This window comes from Noviherbaspirillum humi (genome assembly GCF_900188095.1).
GTDB lineage: Bacteria > Pseudomonadota > Gammaproteobacteria > Burkholderiales > Burkholderiaceae_D > Noviherbaspirillum > Noviherbaspirillum humi.
The window spans coordinates 87,211-103,486 of record NZ_FZOT01000015.1 but is presented as its reverse complement, the minus strand read 5'-3'; the positions used below and the strand labels follow the sequence as shown (position 1 = coordinate 103,486).

The window sequence follows — 16,276 nt, the reverse complement described above, 5'->3', positions numbered from 1 at the left end:
CGAGTCCGGCAGGCAAAGTAGCTCTATCCCGAATCAACCGAGAAAAACATGGCGCCTTTCACATTCGATACGTTGGCATGGTGCGTGCCGGCAACCTATCTCGCTGCAAGCGGCTGGGCCGCGCTGGACCGCCGGCTCGATGAAACCTGGCGTGTCGCCGCCGTCGCCTCCCTGATTTCCCTTGCCGTCGCCCTCGCCGCCGGCGCCGGTGCCGCCTGGCAAGCCGCGTCGGCCGGCATCCGGGCGGACGGTCTCGGTTTGGCCATGACCTTGCTGATCGCCCTGCTGGGGTGGGTCATCCTGCGCTATTCGCGCCGCTATCTCGCCGGCGAGCCGGGACAGGGACGCTACCTGAAGGCGATGCTCCTGACGCTGGCCTCCGTCGCCACCGTGGCCCTGACGGACCACCTCGGCGTGCTGGTCTTGGCATGGGCGATGAGCAGCCTTGGCTTGCATGCGCTGCTCACGTTCTATGCCGACCGCCCGGCGGCGCTGATCGTCGCCCACAAGAAATTCCTCGCCAGCCGCCTGGCCGAATTGTGCCTTGCCGGCGCGCTGGCGCTGGTGTATCGCGACACCGGCAGCCTCTATCTGGATGATATCGCCGCACACCTGCAGGGCATGAGCACGCTCCCCCCGGGGCTCGCGATAGCCGCCGCGCTGGTGGCGCTGGCCGTCATCTTCAAGTCGGCCCAGCTGCCGGTGCACGGGTGGCTGATCCAGGTGATGGAAGCGCCGACGCCGGTGTCGGCCCTGCTGCATGCCGGCGTGGTCAACCTTGGCGGCCTGGTGCTGATACGGCTCGCTCCGCTCATGACGGCGGCGACGCCGGCTCGGGAAATGCTCATCGCCGTCGGCAGCTTGAGCGCCGTGCTGGCCGGTCTGGTGATGATGACGCGCATCAGCATCAAGGTGCGCCTCGCCTGGTCGACCTGCGCCCAGATGGGTTTCATGCTGATGGAGTGCGGCCTCGGCCTTTACGATCTGGCCTTCCTGCACCTGATGGCCCACTCGCTCTACAAGGCGCATGCCTTCCTCAGCGCCGGCGACACGGTATCGGAAGTTCGCCGCCGCGATCTGCTGCCTGCCTTCGTGCAGCGCAAACCCTTACCGGCCCTGGTGCAGAAGCTGGCGGCAGCGCCGATTGCGGTGGGCGCCGTGGCCGCGTCCGCCGCCGCCTGGTCCTTGCTCATGCCGCACCTGCACTTGTCCGCCGCGGCCGTGCTGGTGGCCGGCCTGGGCCTGGCACCGCTGCTCTGGCACGGCATGCTGGCAGGCGCCGTGCGCCTCCTCGCGCTGGCGCAGCTGTATATCGCCTGGCACCTCGTCTTCAGCGTGATGGTGGGCACGCCAGCAGCGCCTGCATCCACGCCTGTGCTCGCCTGGATCGGCGCCTGCTTCGTGCTGCTCTACCTGACACAGGCATGGCTGCAGGCCTTCCCGCGCGGTCGACTCGCGGCGCGACTTTATCCCTGGGCCTACGCCGGCTTCTACCTGGATGAACGCTTTACCCGCCTCACCTTCCGCCTCTGGCCGGCGCGCATGCCGGCCCATGTGGTCGGCGCCAGCGCACTGCCCCGCCCCGCCGCCCAAGGAGAAAACGCATGAATCCCGCCGACGCTCTCTTCGCCGCGAAGCAGGCCAAGCTCGACAGTGCCATCGACGCCGCCTGCGCCGCGATCGCGCCGACCTGGCCGCTCGACCGCTTCATCGCCGTCAATCCCTACTGGGGATGGGTCGCCCAGCCCTTCGATACGGCGGCCCGCCGGCTGCGCACGCTCGCCGGCAGCACGATGCGCATGCCTCGCGCCTACTACCGCGCCGCCTGGGAAGCCGGCGAGTTCACACGCCGACACCTGGAGCAGGCCGCGCAGGAAGCCGGCGCCGATGTCGGCATCGACCGCCTCATCGACCTGTTGAACCAGCCCGAGCCGGCTCTGCCGTCGTTGCCGCTGCTTTCCGACGTGCTAGATGCTCAGCGCGACCTGATCCATGAACCCGCCTGGCGCAACACCATCACGCATCAGGTCAGCCAGTTCTGCGCCGCCTGGTTCGACGCCGACCAGGCCGACTGGCATCCGCCGCACGGCAATGGCTTGTACGCCGACTGGCGCGCCGCGATGATGGCCGACCATGGCGTCGCGCTCCTGATGAACGCGCCCGAGGTAGCGAAGCGCGCGCGCAACTTGACGGCCGATGCTCGCGCCGCCATCGCCTTAGCCCTGGAACGCCTCGCGCCGCCGGAGCAGGATCGCATTGACCTGCTGAGCGTCGCCCTGCTGCGCATCGGCGGCTGGGCCGCCTGGTGCGCCTACCTGCGCTGGCAGGCGCGGCTGCAAGGCCGGGACGACGACCGCATCGTCGACCTGCTGGCGATCCGGCTGAGCTGGGAATGCCTCCTCGACGACAGCGAACGCGGCACCGACTCCACATGGAAGCGCTGGCAGCGCGCCTGGGTGGCAGCCGGCGCGGCGCATCCCGATGACAGCGAAGCCGTGTTCCAACGCGCCCTGGAGCTCGCCTACCAGCTACCCCTGGCGGCAGCGTTGTCTCGCCCGCTGCTGCAGCGCCGGACCGAGCCGGCCTTCCAGGCGGTGTTCTGCATCGACGTCCGCTCCGAAGTGTTCCGCCGCGCGCTGGAGCAGGCCGACCCGGATGCGCAGACCATGGGCTTCGCCGGCTTCTTCGGCCTGCCCATCAGCTACACGCCGCTCGGGACCAGGGCGACGCGTCCGCAGCTGCCGGGTCTGCTGGCGCCGGCGCTGCAGGTGGGCGACTGCTGTGATCATCCCCACCAAGAAGAAACCCTGATTCGCGCCCGCCAGCAGCGGCTGCAACGCAAGCAGTCGCGGCTGTCCTTCGAGCGCCTGCCCGGTTCCGCCTTCACCCTGGTGGAAACTCTCGGCCTCGGCTACCTCGGCAAGCTGGTGCAGCGCAGCCTTCCCACCAAGGCGCGAGCGAGTTCGCCTGACCACGACGGCCTCGGCAAGGAGCGCGGCCAGCTGCGCCCGCGCCTGTTGCTGAACGGCGATGCAATAGCCGACAAGGCGGCGCTGGCGGCACGCGTGCTGCGCGCCATGAACCTCACCCAAGGCTTCGCGCCGCTGGTGCTGCTATGTGGCCACGGCAGCGCCAGCGCCAACAATCCGCATGCCGCCGGACTCGATTGCGGCGCCTGCTGCGGCCAGACCGGCGAGGTGAATTCCCGCGCGCTGGCGGCGCTGCTCAATGAAGCCGCCGTGCGTGCGCAGCTGGCTGTGGATGGGATCGAGATCCCGGACAGGACCTGGTTCCTGGCCGGCCTGCACAACACCACTACCGACATGGTGGAACTGTTCGACACCGACCTCGTTCCCGCCGACCACGCCGGCCATCTTATCCGGCTGAAAGAGAGTTTGGAGAAGGCCGGCAGGACCGCGCGGGCGGAACGCGCGCCCTCTCTCGGCCTGGCCGACCTGCGCGAGCGACCTGAGGCCTTGCTGCGCGCGGTGCAGGCCCGCGCCGGCGACTGGGCCCAAACCCGCCCGGAATGGGGCCTCGCGAGCAATGCCGCCTTCATCGTCGCCCCGCGCAGCCGCAGCGCCGGCATCGACCTCGATGGCCGCGCCTTCCTGCACGACTACGATTGGCGCAACGATCCGGACAACAGCATCCTGGAACTCATCATGACCGCGCCCATGGTGGTCACCCACTGGATCAACATGCAGTACTACGCCTCCACCGTCGACAATCTGCGCTACGGCAGCGGCAACAAGGTCCTGCACAATGTGGTCGGCGGACGCATCGGCGTCTTCGAAGGCAATGGCGGCGACCTGCGCATCGGCCTGCCGCTGCAGTCCCTGCACGATGGCGAGCGCTGGCAGCACACGCCGCTGCGGCTGTCGGTGTTCATCGAAGCGCCCCGAGCAGCGATCGAGGCGGTCATCGCCAAGCATGAACTGGTGCGGCAGTTGGTGGAGCATGGATGGCTCTATCTGTTCCGCATTGATAGCGAAACGCATGCTGTGGAAGCGCGCAGCGGTGCTGCGTGGCGCGCGGCTGGATCTGCTAACACACGCGATTAAAACCCAAATACCGGATGCCGCGATTTGCAGCATCCGGTCCCCGCTTCAAGGTCATGGGTGCTTCGGTATTCAGCACCGCGACTTCTCACCAATTCCTTATTCAAAGATCCCCATCGTGCTCACACCGTCCTCATGGGCGGTTGTTGCTTTTCCAACGCACATAGGTGTTCACAGCTTCGTTATTGTTAATATATTAATTTTGTGGCGGCGCAGATTGAGGCATGAAGATAATCGGTTGGATTCGCCTTGGCGATAAAGCAGCGTGCGGTGGCACAGTGGTTGAGGCCATGCCCGGACTCACCAGCCACGGAAGGGAACTGACTTTCTACGGTGCCCAAATGGCCTGCCGCAAGCGCTGCCAGATCGTGGAAGCGCATTCCCGCATTAAGCTCCCCAACGGGAGGAACATTCCCCATCACGGAAACATCACCACGGCCGGTTGTCCGCTGATTTCTACGTTGAATGATGTTCACGGCTGGTCGAGTGAAAGCGGTGAAGATGGTGGAGATACATACCGCCAGAACGACGCAGGCGAATGGGTCAAGGTACTTTCTCCTCGCAGACATGAAGAGTGCGAGCATGACCAGCATGTGATTCTGCTAAATGAGGACGGCCAGCCGCTTGAAGGCATCCCTTACCGGCTCACCGACGCCCGAGGGGCAGTGATCGAAGGGAAGACCTGCCAGGATGGAAAAACGCAGCTCATCGCTGGCGATAGTGGCGATACGTTCGATTGCGAGATCGGCGGAAAGGCTCTCGGATGAGCGCTGCCTTATCCACGCTTATGGTCCGCTCTATTGCCTTGACGCCTAAAGCGGATAAAGAAGGCGTCAGCATCAAACTCAAAGTTTTTTGGAAGACGGTCAGATTCTGGACGGAGGCCGATATAGCAGATTTCCAAAAGAGTGTTAAGCCTATCGCTGAGCGATTACGGACCGAACAGTATTGGAATAAAGATGGCGATATTCGCAGTAACCGATTCACCTGCGAGGATTTCGCCATCCGCGTGCTATGCGAGTACGCCTCGTCCAAGGGGCTCCCGGTCAAGCTGACGACAGGCGTGCGAACTTACCGCAACATGGAAATCTACAGCGCCGAGCATCACGATCGCTATGCGTCGAACATCTACGGGTTTTCCGAAATGGTGATGCTCACCTATGGCGCGCCTGACATGCAGCGTAAAGGGGCCAATACGATCTTGGTTAGCGAACCAGAAGAGTTAGTGCCGGGAGATGTTCTGGCACAGGCCAATGACTTACAAGGAAAAGCTTTAGCAGTGAAGCGCGATAGCGCTGTCAACGTGGCGCATCACATACAGCTAACCATATCAACCTCTGACAAAGAAATCGAAATCTTCCAAGGAAATTCGAATAACACGATTCACTTTATTACTCCAAAGTTAATGAAAATATTCGGCAGAAATCCAGCCGATCCGCAAGATAGGTTATACGCTGGACTACCAATAGAGCGTGGTAAGTATTCAAAAAACAAAATCGGGAAGTGGGATTATGAAAACTTGACTAGCAAACGGCGTTACGACGACAAGCTAAGTGAGTTCATGTTCTATCGATGGAATTTTCATGAATTTAATCAATGATGCAAAAGCGTTTTTCACTATCTGGGGGGTGCTCGGCGACGAGTCGATAGTCACCATATTAATTTTTCTTTGCTACCTGTCTGCGTTAATCTTTGGTTTATTCCAAAAGGCGTGGAACAATCGGTTATACCGAATATTCACTTTATTTCTATTGGGCTTAATTCCGGCTTTTTTTTGCGTGGGCTTTTATTTTGTTTCAAGGCCGCCTGCGTAGACCGAAACCGACCGTAATCTCAGCGTAATTAGAAGAAATGGTGTATGCAAGAAGCCTACAAAAAAATATATGTTTGTGTTGCTCAAACATTCTTTAACATATCGGCCTTTTTTTTAGCGCTTTTGAGCAGTTGGATGTTAATGCCCATACTTGTTCCAAGCGGCTTTATGGGCAGTTACTTTCGCCATTTTTTCGGACTCTATATTTGGATCTTCGCCATCGCTGGCATCACGCTTGGGTACATGTTGAATTTTCCAGCGAAAAATTTTTCCTAATAGCATCTGTCTCTGCTCCGTTCTTTTTTTGGCTATTGCAATTTTTTTCAACCGAGGATAGGCACTCCCTTTTCGACCTTTTCGAAGGTACATACACCGTTTATTTCTTCCAGGCCGTTTGCTTAAGCTTAATTTTTATTTTGCCGATTACTGAAAATCTCAAGCACAGGCTTTCGGCTACTGCCCTAAAAATCTTTGATATGGCATTGAGTGCATTATTTGTGGTGTGGATAGGAATTGCTGAAGCATGTATCACTTTTTATTTCTTTAAGCGAGCCGCGGTTTGACAAACGAGTGCTGAGCAGGAGCGCCGGGCCGGTCATTTACGCAAGAGTAACCACTCGATCCGAGCATCCTAACGGCCACGACAACGACGCTGCTTGAAAACTTCAATGGATTCGAACTACTGAACAACCATAGTACAACCAAGCTTGTTGAATGCCACAAAATTAAACTTTAGTCGCTCGCTTCGCTATGTCTGCCGCCACAAAGTCCAAGCGAATTTTTTACTTCACAGGCATCGCATTTTGCGTTGCACTGGGCAAAGCAGAGGCTCGGAATACATCGCCCCGCGCCCCACTTTCAAATAGTGAGTCGGTATTTTTCCTAGGCGAGAATCAGCTTCTTGACCTGAATCGGCGGATTGATCCTAAGACCTGCCAAATTGGATGCGTAGTTTGGGACGACCTTCGCTACGGGACGAAAGAAATCATCCTCAATAAGTCCGATGGTAAAACCTTTGACTGTCGATTCGACTATATCGCTCTTCTGTCAAATGGGCGGGTTGTGAGGGGATCACTTCCAACAGGACAAAGCCTCATTAAGTTCGATGGTGAGGTCAAGAAGTTCAGGGCGTGGCAAGCGGAAATTTGCATTTGATACGTAGTGCGTATCTCAATCATGAGCATGTTAAGAAGCCGGGGTAAAGAGAAATGACGCCGCCAACTTCGTTGGAAATATTTAGAACGATACTTGCCGTGATGTCAGACACGAGTGGAGTTTCCTGGATTTTTTATGTTGTCTCCGCGCTGCAAATAATGCTTTTCTTGCTCGGCTTCGTGCAACGGTTCCATTCTCAGTCTTGGTACAGGATTTCGGTAAGAATTGCTCTTCTTATCTTCCCAGCATTACTTGCCCTCGGCATTTATTTTACATTTACTGCGCCAGCACCGGGGTAGCCATAACTTTGCTTCACCACCGCTTCAAATCGGAAAGGTCCCTTCCGCTCAGGTCCAAATCCTTGCGCATGTTCAAAGTTCGAAAACCCGACGTTTCTTTCCGCTGATTTGCGAGTGCTATTTATTTTTTAATCTCTTTCGATAGCATCGGCATCCTCTTTTGAACATAGATTCAGCGGAGAAGGAGCCACAAACAAAAAGGGGAAGATGATTCCTCATCTTCCCCTCGATAACACGACATAAATTTTTGGTGGGCCTCCCGTGAGTCGAACACGGCACCAACGGATTATGAGTCCGCTGCTCTAACCAAGCATGAGCTAGAGGCCCGAGGTCGCAATGATACACGAAGCGCCGTCACCTTCCTGCATGAAATAGCTCATGCCGGCGACGGCGTTCCTGATCAGCTGCCTTCGAGGAAGCTCTTCAGCTTGTCGGAGCGGGACGGGTGGCGCAGCTTGCGCAATGCCTTGGCTTCTATCTGGCGGATGCGCTCGCGGGTGACATCGAACTGCTTGCCGACCTCTTCCAGCGTATGGTCGGTGGACATCTCGATGCCGAAGCGCATGCGCAGCACCTTGGCTTCGCGCGGGGTCAGGGAGTCCAGCACGTCCTTAACCACGCCGCGCATCGAGGCATGCAGCGCCGCGTCGGCCGGCGCCAGCGTGTTGTTGTCCTCGATGAAATCGCCCAAGTGGGAATCGTCATCGTCGCCGATCGGCGTTTCCATGGAGATCGGCTCCTTGGCGATCTTCATGATCTTGCGAATCTTGTCCTCGGGCATTTCCATCTTCAGCGCCAGCGTGGCCGGATCCGGCTCCGCGCCGGTCTCCTGCAGAATCTGGCGCGAAATGCGGTTCATCTTGTTGATGGTCTCGATCATGTGCACCGGGATGCGGATGGTGCGGGCCTGGTCGGCGATGGACCGGGTGATGGCCTGGCGGATCCACCAGGTCGCATAGGTCGAGAACTTGTAGCCGCGCCGGTATTCGAACTTGTCCACCGCCTTCATCAGGCCGATGTTGCCTTCCTGGATCAGGTCGAGGAACTGCAGGCCGCGGTTGGTGTATTTCTTCGCGATCGAGATCACCAAGCGCAGGTTGGCCTCGGTCATCTCGCGCTTGGCCTTGCGCGCCTTCATTTCGCCTGCCGCCATCTTCTTGTTGATGTTGCGCAGGTCGGGCAGCGGCAGCACCACGCGGGCTTGCAGGTCGATCAGCTTCTGCTGCAGTTCCTTCACCGTCGGCACGTTGCGGCCGAGGACGGCGCTGTACGGCTCGTTGGCGGCGACTTCGCCGTCGATCCAGTCGAGGTTGGTTTCATTGCCCGGGAAGGTCTTGATGAAGTGGGTGCGCGGCATGGCGCACTTGTTCACCACCACGTCGAGGATCTGCTTCTCGATATGGCGCACCTCGTCCACCTGGCCGCGCAGGGTGTCGCACAGCTTCTCGACGAACTTGGCGGTGAAGCGCAGGCCGAGCAGTTCATTGGAGATGGTTTCCTGGGCCTTGACGTACGGCTTGGAGTTGTAGCCTTCCTTCTCGTAGGCCTTGCGCATCTTGTCGAACTGGTTGGCGATCAGGTTGAACTTGTCCAGCGCGTCGCGCTTGAGCTGTTCGAGCTGTTCGGCCGAGTAGCCGGCAGCGCCGGAGGCGGCGTTGCCCTCTTCCTCTTCGCCTTCTTCCCCTTCCTCATCGTCGTCTTCGTCGTCATCGGAAGCGGCTGCGGCGGCAGGCGCCGGCGGCGCGACGGAATCTTCAGGCGCGTTCGGATCCACCAGGCCGTCCACGATCTCATCGATCTTGATCTCGTCGCGCTCGATGCGGTCGGCGGCGGCGAGGATCTCGGCGATGGTGGTCGGGCAGGCGGAGATGGCCTGGATCATGTCCTTCAGGCCTTCCTCGATGCGCTTGGCGATCTCGATCTCGCCCTCGCGTGTCAGCAGCTCGACCGAGCCCATCTCGCGCATGTACATGCGCACCGGGTCGGTGGTGCGGCCGAAGTCGGAATCGACGGTGGAGAGCGCGGCTTCAGCAGCGGCTTCGGCGTCATCGTCGGTGGCGACGCTGGCCACGCTGTCGGACAGCAGCAGCGTCTCGGCATCCGGCGCCTGCTCGTAGACGGCGATGCCCATGTCGTTGAAGGTGCCGATGATGCCGTCGATCGCTTCCGGATCGACGATGTTCTCGGGCAGGTGGTCGTTGATTTCCGAGTACGTGAGGAAGCCGCGCTCCTTGCCGAGCTTGATCAGGTTCTTCAGCTTCTGGCGGCGCTGCTCGAGTTCTTCCTCGGAAGCCTCGGTATCGGAGGAGAATGCGTCCTTGAGCAGGGCCTTTTCCTTGGCCTTGCGATCCTTGGCGCGCGCCTTGTCGGCGGCCTTCAGCTCGGCGCGCTCGACGGCGTTCAGCGCCGCGACTTCTTCATTCTCGGGCTGGAAATCCTTGGGCTTGCGGCCGCGGCGTCCGGGCACCTTCACGCCGGGAAGCACATAGTTGGACGTGTCGATCGCGGCCAATGCAGCTGCATCGGTCGTCTGACTTACCGCCATGTTCTTGCTGCTGGAACCTGCTTCCGCCTTGGCCACGGACTTGGCCGGCTTGGCAGCTGCTTTCGATTCGGTCTTTTTATTGGTCACAGGTGCTTTCGGTTGCTTGGTAGCCGGCTGCTCGGCAGCCGCCTTGGATGAGGACTTTGCCTTCGACGCGGTCGCCTTGACGGCGGCTTCCGGTTCCGCCTTGGCGACGGTCCTGGTCGAGGCCTTGCTTGGACTGCTTGCCTTGCCTGCGGCTTGATTTGCTTCGGATTCCTTCACAGCAGGCTTTGCCATCGACTTGCCGGCAGCGGCTTTAGTTGCAGCCGACTTCGCGGTTTTCGCGGCTGCATTCGATTTCGCGGGTGTCTTTGTTGCGTTTGCCATGGCATCAATACCAACTGTGGGCTCCTGCGGGCATTGCTCGCGCCGCTGAGCTGATTAATCTTTAGTCACTGTCCCTTGAAGCGTTGCTGCACTCGCCGGTTCGTTCTGAAGCGCTGCCAAACCCTCTTCGCGCCTTGTCCGAGCCGGAAAAATCAATCTAAGGCCTTGAATCGAAAGCCTTTAAGTATAGCATACGGAGCAATATTGCCTCATTTTAAGCCAGTTGGATCAGCGCGGCATGTTTTCGACCGCAGCCTCGCGCCGTAGTTGCTCCAGCTGCTGCATCAGCGCCCGATAGCGGTGCTTCGCCTCATCGCCGGACAACCCTTGCGCTGCCAAACTGTCCATCTCAGCCTTCATCACCTGCATCTTCGCCTGGCGCACCGCACCAAGCAATTCCAGCCGCGCCGCTGCCGCATCCGATTCGGTTTCGCCGGCGATTTCGGCAACCAGCGCGTCGAACTCCGAATGCGTTTGGCGCAACTGCTCGGCCAGGGCGGCGAAATTGGCCCTCTCGCCCAGCGCCTTGCAGCAGCCTATCAACGTGCGCAGCATCTCGGCGTTGTCCGGCGCAAGCTGCGCAACCGCGCCGATTGCCTCTTCGTCCAGTTCGGACGATAGCAAGGGCTGAGCCACCAGCAGGCGCATCATCTGCCGCTCCAGACCCATGGGCGGGGTGCGCTTGGTCTTCGGCGCAACCTTCCTCGCCTTGGCCACCGGCTGCGCCAGTTCGAACAGCGCCTCGATCTCGCCCGGCGCGGTGCCGGTCTTCTGCGCCAGGCTGCGCACGAGTTGCAGCCGCAGGGCCGAAGGCGGCATCGCCTGCAGCAGCGGCTTGGCATCGAACTGTGCCCTCGCCCGGCCTTCCGAACTGTCGAGGTCGTTGTCGCCCAGCGCCTCGTTGAGCAGGAATTGCGACAGCGGCATCGCGTCGCGCACCTGCTGCTCGAAGGCGGCGGCGCCATGTTCGCGCACGTAGCTGTCCGGGTCATGCTCCGCCGGCAGGAACAGGAATTTCAGCGTCCGGTTGTCGGTGGCATGCGGCAGACAGGCTTCCAGCGCCCTGCGGGCAGCGCGGCGGCCGGCGGCATCGCCGTCGAAGCTGAACACCACCTGGTCGGTCTGGCGCAGCAGCTTCTGCACATGGGTCGGTGTGCAGGCGGTGCCGAGCGTCGCCACTGCCTGCGGAAATCCGAGCTGCGCCAGTGCCACCACATCCATGTAACCTTCGGTCACCAGCACATAGCCCGCAGCGCGGATCGCCTGCCGTGCCTCGAACAGCCCGTAAAGCTCGCTTCCCTTTTGAAATAGGGGCGTCTCGGGTGAATTCAAGTATTTGGGCTCGCCCCCGTCCAGCACACGGCCGCCGAAGGCAATGACTTGACCTTTGGTATTTCGAATCGGGAACATGATCCGCTCGCGGAAGCGGTCATAACGCTTGCGCGGGCCGCCGTCTTCCTCGCGGTCGATCACCAGTCCGGCCTCGACCAGCGCCGGGCTGTCGTAGTCGGAAAAGACGGTCCGCAAGTTGTCCCAGCCGGGCGGCGCGAAACCGAGGCCGAAACGGGCGGCGATTTCGCCGGTGAGTCCCCGCCCCTTGAGGTAAGCAATGGCTGCCGGCGCACCGCGCAATTGCTGGCGGTAGAAGTCGCAGGCGCGCGTCATCACGTCCGACAAGGCCAAGCTCTTCGCCTGCACCTCGGCGCGCTGCGCCGGCAGCAGGCGATCCTCTTCGGGCACCGTCATGCCGACGTTTTGCGCCAGATCCTTCACGGCTTCGACAAAGCCGAGGCCGGAAAATTCAATCAGGAAACCAATCGCCGTTCCATGGGCACCGCAGCCGAAGCAGTGGTAGAACTGCTTGGTCGGGCTGACGGTGAAGCTGGGCGATTTTTCATTGTGAAAAGGACACAGCCCCATGAAGTTGGCGCCGCCCTTTTTCAACTGCACGTAGCGGCCTACCACGTCGACGATGTCGACGCGGTTCAAGAGGTCCTGGATGAAAGACTGCGGAATCACGCGGCGTCAGCAATAAAGCGATGGGAAGATGATCAACCTTTGGCGAGTGCAGCCTTGACCAGTCCGGATACCTTGGTCATGTCGGCGCGGCCCGCCAGCTTCGGCTTGAGCACGCCCATCACCTTGCCCATGTCCTGCGGGCCGGCGGCGCCGGTCGCGGCTACGGCATTGGCGACTTCAGCCTCGATCTCGGCGTCCGACAGGCCGGCCGGCATGTATTCGGCCAGCACGGCGAGCTCGGCCTTCTCGACATCGGCCAGGTCCTGGCGGCCGCCGGCTTCGAACTGGCTGATCGAATCCTTGCGCTGCTTGATCATCTTCTCGATGATGGCCAGAACGTGCGCGTCGGTGAGCTCGATGCGCTCGTCGACTTCCTTCTGCTTCATTGCCGCGGTGAGCAGGCGGATGGTGCCGAGGCGGCCGGCATCCTTGGCGCGCATAGCGGCTTTCATGTCTTCGGTGATTTTCTCTTTGAGGCTCATGCGAACTCCGTCATGCAAGCCGGAAAGGCCTACCACGCTTATCTTTGCACAATGGAACAAATGCGTATAGGCAAATCCCGGCGGATTTGATGTTTGACAATGCCCTAAACGTCAAAACCCGCTGCGGACGATTCCGGAGCGGGTTTGCATTCGACCGCACGCTGGGTGCGGCAAGAATCAGTAGAGCTTCTTGGGCAATTGCTGGCTGCGGATGCGCTTGTAGTGGCGCTTCACGGCAGCGGCGAGCTTACGCTTGCGCTCGGCAGTCGGCTTCTCATAGAACTCGCGCGCACGCAACTCGGTCAGCAAACCGGTTTTTTCGATGGTGCGCTTGAAGCGACGCATGGCGACTTCGAACGGCTCGTTTTCTTTAAGGCGAATTGTGGTCATGTAAGCTCTATCTAAACCGATGGGTCTGAAGGAAAGTTCGCCACTATAACAGCAATTCGCAAGCGGCTCAACAGATTTTCGCGGGTTCAGACCGACAGCCCCGCCGCCACACCGGACGACCACGCCCACTGGAAGTTGTAGCCGCCCAGCCAGCCGGTCACATCCACCGCCTCGCCGATGAAGTACAGACCTTCTGACTTGCTCGCCATCATGGTCTGCTGCGACAGTTCGCGCGTGTCGACGCCGCCCAAGGTGACTTCCGCCTTGCGATAGCCCTCCGACCCGTTCGGCACGATGCGCCAGCCGTTGAGGGATTCTCCCAGCCGGCGCAGGGCCTTGTCCGGCATGTCGGCCAGTCGCGCCTCGGCGGAGAAATCGTTGGCAGCCAGCCATCCCTCCGCCAAGCGCGCCGGCAGCCATTGCGCCAGCAGGTTGCCGAGATTTTTGCGCAGGGTTTTCTTGCCTTCAATCAGCACCTGGGCCACATCCATTGCCGGCAGCAGGTTCAGTGTCAGCGGCGTGCCGGGCTGCCAGAAGCTGGAAATCTGCAGGATCGCAGGGCCGGACAGACCGCGATGCGTGAACAGCAAGTCCTCGCGGAAGTGCCCGCGTTCCTTCTTTTCACCGGTCTCGACCTCCACCTCCAGCGCGATGCCGGCCAGCGGCAGGAAAGGCTGCCAGGAGGACTGCTCGAAGGTCAGCGGCACCAGCGCCGGCCGCGGCTCCACCAGCTTCAGGCCGAACTGGCGCGCGAGGCGGAAGGCGAAGTCGGTGGCGCCGATCTTTGGAATGGACAGGCCGCCGCTGGCGACCACCACGCTTCTGGCCAAGATCTCGCCGGCGCTGGTGTCGAGGCGGAAGCCGGCGCCGGTTTTACCGACCGCGTCGATGCGGCAGGGCATGCGCCAGGCGACGTTGCCAAGATCGCACTCGGCCTTGAGCATGGCGATGATCTGCTCCGCCGAGTCGTCGCAAAACAGCTGCCCCTTGTGCTTTTCGTGATAGCCGATGCGATAGCGCTTCACCAGCCCGAGAAAATCCTGGGCCGTATAGCGCGACAAGGCGCTGCGGCAGAAATGCGGATTGCGGGAGAGGTAATTCTGCGGGCCGGCATGCAGGTTGGTGAAATTGCAGCGTCCGCCGCCGGAAATGCGGATCTTCTCCGCCAGCTTCCCGGCATGATCGATCAGCACCACTTTTCTGCCACGCTGCCCGGCCACGGCGGCGCACATCATGCCGGCCGCGCCCGCGCCGATCACGGCGACATCGAATTGTGTTGGCATGGCTTGAAACTTTTCGCGTAGCAGAAACAAGCCGTGATTGTAAGCGAGCGGCCGGATGGCCGCTGCGGCTATGGCGGAGCGTGCTCAGGCGGCTGACAACCGTGCAAGCCTTTCCGGCTCGCATGCCGCCGACTGCTCGGCACAGCGCACCACGTCGCCGATGACAATGATGCCGGGACTGGCGATGCCCGCCGCGGCGATCGCGTTGGGCAGCTCCCCCAGGGTCGTGATGAGCTGCGCCTGCTGCGCCCGGCTGGCTGACTGCACCACCGCCACCGGCGTGGAAGCCGGCTTGCCGCCGGCCAGCAGCGCCGCCTGGATCTGCGCGCAGCGGGCAATGCCCATGTAGATGACCAGGGTAAAAGGAAGCTTCGCCAGCGCCGCCCAGTCCGGTTCGGCGCCGGGCGTCTTGCCGTGGCCGGTGACGAAGATGGCGCCCTGGCTCCAGTCGCGGTGGGTGAGCGGCACGCCAATGGAACTCGGCGCGGCCAGGCCGCTGGAAATGCCGTTGATGACCTCGACCTCGATGCCCTCGGCTTGCAGATGGGCGCGCTCCTCGCCGCCGCGGCCAAAGATGAACGGGTCGCCGCCCTTCAGGCGCACCACCCGGTTGCCGGCGCGCGCCTCGGCGATCATCATGCGCTCGATGAATTCCTGCGGCGTGGACTGGCAGCCGCCGCGCTTGCCGACCGGGACGATGCGCGCTTCAGCGGAGGCATGCTCCAGCACGTCGGGATTGACGAGATCGTCGACGAGGATGACGTCGGCGGCGGCAATCGCCTTCGCTGCTTTCAGCGTAAGGAGTTCCGGATCGCCCGGACCGGCGCCGACGAGTTGAACCTTGCCTGACCTAACTTGCACTTTCATGGTGAACTTTCTGCTCGCTGCGTAATTGCCTCGCTATATGCAAGCAGTGTTCCACCTGTTCCCGGATCGGCTGCGGCACCGGCTCTTCCCCGCTCAGGGCGGCCTGTATCCAGCGCGCCGTCTCGGCTGCCTCGCTGGAGGCGGGCAGCGGCGGTATCTCGTCCACCGGCTCGGCCCGCTGCACCAATACCGTGCGCTGATGCGCGTGGAACCAGTCGATCTGCTGCGCCCGCTTGGGATGGGCCACGGTTTCGCCTTCGGTGCCGCGCATCAGGAAGGCGTCGCCGCGCTCGACCGGCGCCAGGCTGCCGAAATAGTCGGACAGCATGGCCAGGTACTCGGGATGGGTGTAGGACGTCAGGCGCAGCGCCGGCCCTTCGAAGGGCTGCATGATCTTCACCAGGGTATGGGTGGAATTGCGCACGCCGAGCACGCGCCGCAGCGCCAGCAGGCCGGCGAGGTTCGGCGCCAGGCTGGCGATGGGCATGAAGACCGGACGGCCCGCCGCGAAGCCCTGCAGCGCCTCATCCGCGCTGTGGGCGAAGGGCAGGCTCAGCGCCTCGAAGATTTCCGCCGTGGTGACGCGGTCGGCGTCGCGGGTCACGCCATGCACCAGCACCGGCACGCCTTCGCGCGCCAGCAGCAGCGTCAGCAGCGGCGTGAGATTGGGCACGCTGCGGGAGCCGTTGTAGCTGGGGATGACCACCGGCGCGAACTCACCCGGCGGATCGGGCAAGCGCTCGAAAGACGCTTCGGCGGCATCGAGGAAGCCGGCGATCTCCTCGGTGGATTCGCCCTTGATGCGCATGGCGAGCACGATGGCGCCCAATTCCAGGTCGGTGACGCGACCGTCGAGCATGGCGGCGTAGAGTTCGCGGGCATCCTCGCGCGACAGGCTGCGGGCGCCCTTCTTGCCGCGCCCGATTTCCTTGATGAATCGGGCGGCGGGAAAGGATGAGGTGGTTTTGATGTGTTCCATGTGCGAAGGGTACA

The 16,276-nt window shown here is 61.4% G+C and carries 12 protein-coding genes and 1 tRNA gene; 5 read left to right on the top strand and 8 right to left on the bottom strand.

Annotation, left to right across the window (positions count from 1 at the left end):
• Positions 1-48: 48 nt before the first annotated feature.
• The 5 genes from CHB88_RS18565 (at position 49) to CHB88_RS24735 (ending at position 6,437) form a co-directional block, all read left to right on the top strand.
• Positions 49-1,608 carry an NADH-quinone oxidoreductase subunit L gene (locus CHB88_RS18565; protein WP_089400842.1) on the top strand — a complete coding sequence of 520 codons (1,560 nt, stop codon included), beginning with the start codon at positions 49-51 and terminating at the stop codon, positions 1,606-1,608.
• On the top strand, positions 1,605-4,064 hold the full coding sequence (locus CHB88_RS18560) for a YbcC family protein (protein ID WP_089400841.1): 2,460 nt from the start codon (positions 1,605-1,607) through the stop codon (positions 4,062-4,064). The genes CHB88_RS18565 and CHB88_RS18560 overlap by 4 nt, the downstream gene beginning before the upstream one ends.
• Positions 4,065-4,285: 221 nt before the next feature.
• Complete coding sequence (locus tag CHB88_RS18555) at positions 4,286-4,828, top strand: PAAR domain-containing protein (RefSeq protein ID WP_089400840.1); 543 nt, start codon at positions 4,286-4,288, stop codon at positions 4,826-4,828.
• Entirely contained in the window at positions 4,825-5,661 is an 837-nt protein-coding gene (locus CHB88_RS18550) for a hypothetical protein (protein ID WP_089400839.1), read from the top strand. Before CHB88_RS18555 ends, CHB88_RS18550 begins: the two co-directional genes overlap by 4 nt.
• A gap of 419 nt (positions 5,662-6,080) precedes the next feature.
• Positions 6,081-6,437 carry a hypothetical protein gene (locus CHB88_RS24735; protein WP_143131358.1) on the top strand — a complete coding sequence of 119 codons (357 nt, stop codon included), beginning with the start codon at positions 6,081-6,083 and terminating at the stop codon, positions 6,435-6,437.
• A 1,139-nt stretch (positions 6,438-7,576) separates the two neighbouring features.
• Here CHB88_RS24735 and CHB88_RS18540 read toward each other — a convergent pair.
• The 8 genes from CHB88_RS18540 to ybiB all read right to left on the bottom strand — a co-directional run bounded on the left by CHB88_RS18540 (position 7,577) and on the right by ybiB (position 16,262).
• Positions 7,577-7,655, bottom strand: a tRNA-Ile gene (locus CHB88_RS18540).
• Between the two features lie 73 nt (positions 7,656-7,728).
• A complete protein-coding gene (gene rpoD / locus CHB88_RS18535) occupies positions 7,729-10,152 on the bottom strand; it encodes an RNA polymerase sigma factor RpoD (RefSeq protein WP_425436126.1) in 2,424 nt (807 codons plus the stop codon).
• Positions 10,153-10,470: 318 nt separating this feature from the next.
• The gene (dnaG, locus tag CHB88_RS18530; protein ID WP_089400836.1) at positions 10,471-12,261 is read right to left on the bottom strand and encodes a DNA primase; all 1,791 of its coding nucleotides are present in this window, start codon (positions 12,259-12,261) and stop codon (positions 10,471-10,473) included.
• Between the two features lie 32 nt (positions 12,262-12,293).
• Entirely contained in the window at positions 12,294-12,743 is a 450-nt protein-coding gene (locus CHB88_RS18525; protein ID WP_089400835.1) for a GatB/YqeY domain-containing protein, read from the bottom strand.
• Positions 12,744-12,920: 177 nt separating this feature from the next.
• A complete protein-coding gene (rpsU, locus tag CHB88_RS18520) occupies positions 12,921-13,133 on the bottom strand; it encodes a 30S ribosomal protein S21 (RefSeq protein ID WP_005665410.1) in 213 nt (70 codons plus the stop codon).
• Positions 13,134-13,219: 86 nt separating this feature from the next.
• Positions 13,220-14,416, bottom strand: coding sequence for a BaiN/RdsA family NAD(P)/FAD-dependent oxidoreductase (locus tag CHB88_RS18515; RefSeq protein WP_089400834.1), 1,197 nt, complete (start codon positions 14,414-14,416; stop codon positions 13,220-13,222).
• 84 nt (positions 14,417-14,500) lie between these two features.
• Complete coding sequence (gene cobA, locus CHB88_RS18510) at positions 14,501-15,283, bottom strand: uroporphyrinogen-III C-methyltransferase (RefSeq protein WP_089400833.1); 783 nt, start codon at positions 15,281-15,283, stop codon at positions 14,501-14,503.
• On the bottom strand, positions 15,267-16,262 hold the full coding sequence (gene ybiB / locus CHB88_RS18505) for a DNA-binding protein YbiB (RefSeq protein ID WP_089400832.1): 996 nt from the start codon (positions 16,260-16,262) through the stop codon (positions 15,267-15,269). The genes cobA and ybiB overlap by 17 nt, the downstream gene beginning before the upstream one ends.
• Between the last annotated feature and the right edge of the window lie 14 nt (positions 16,263-16,276).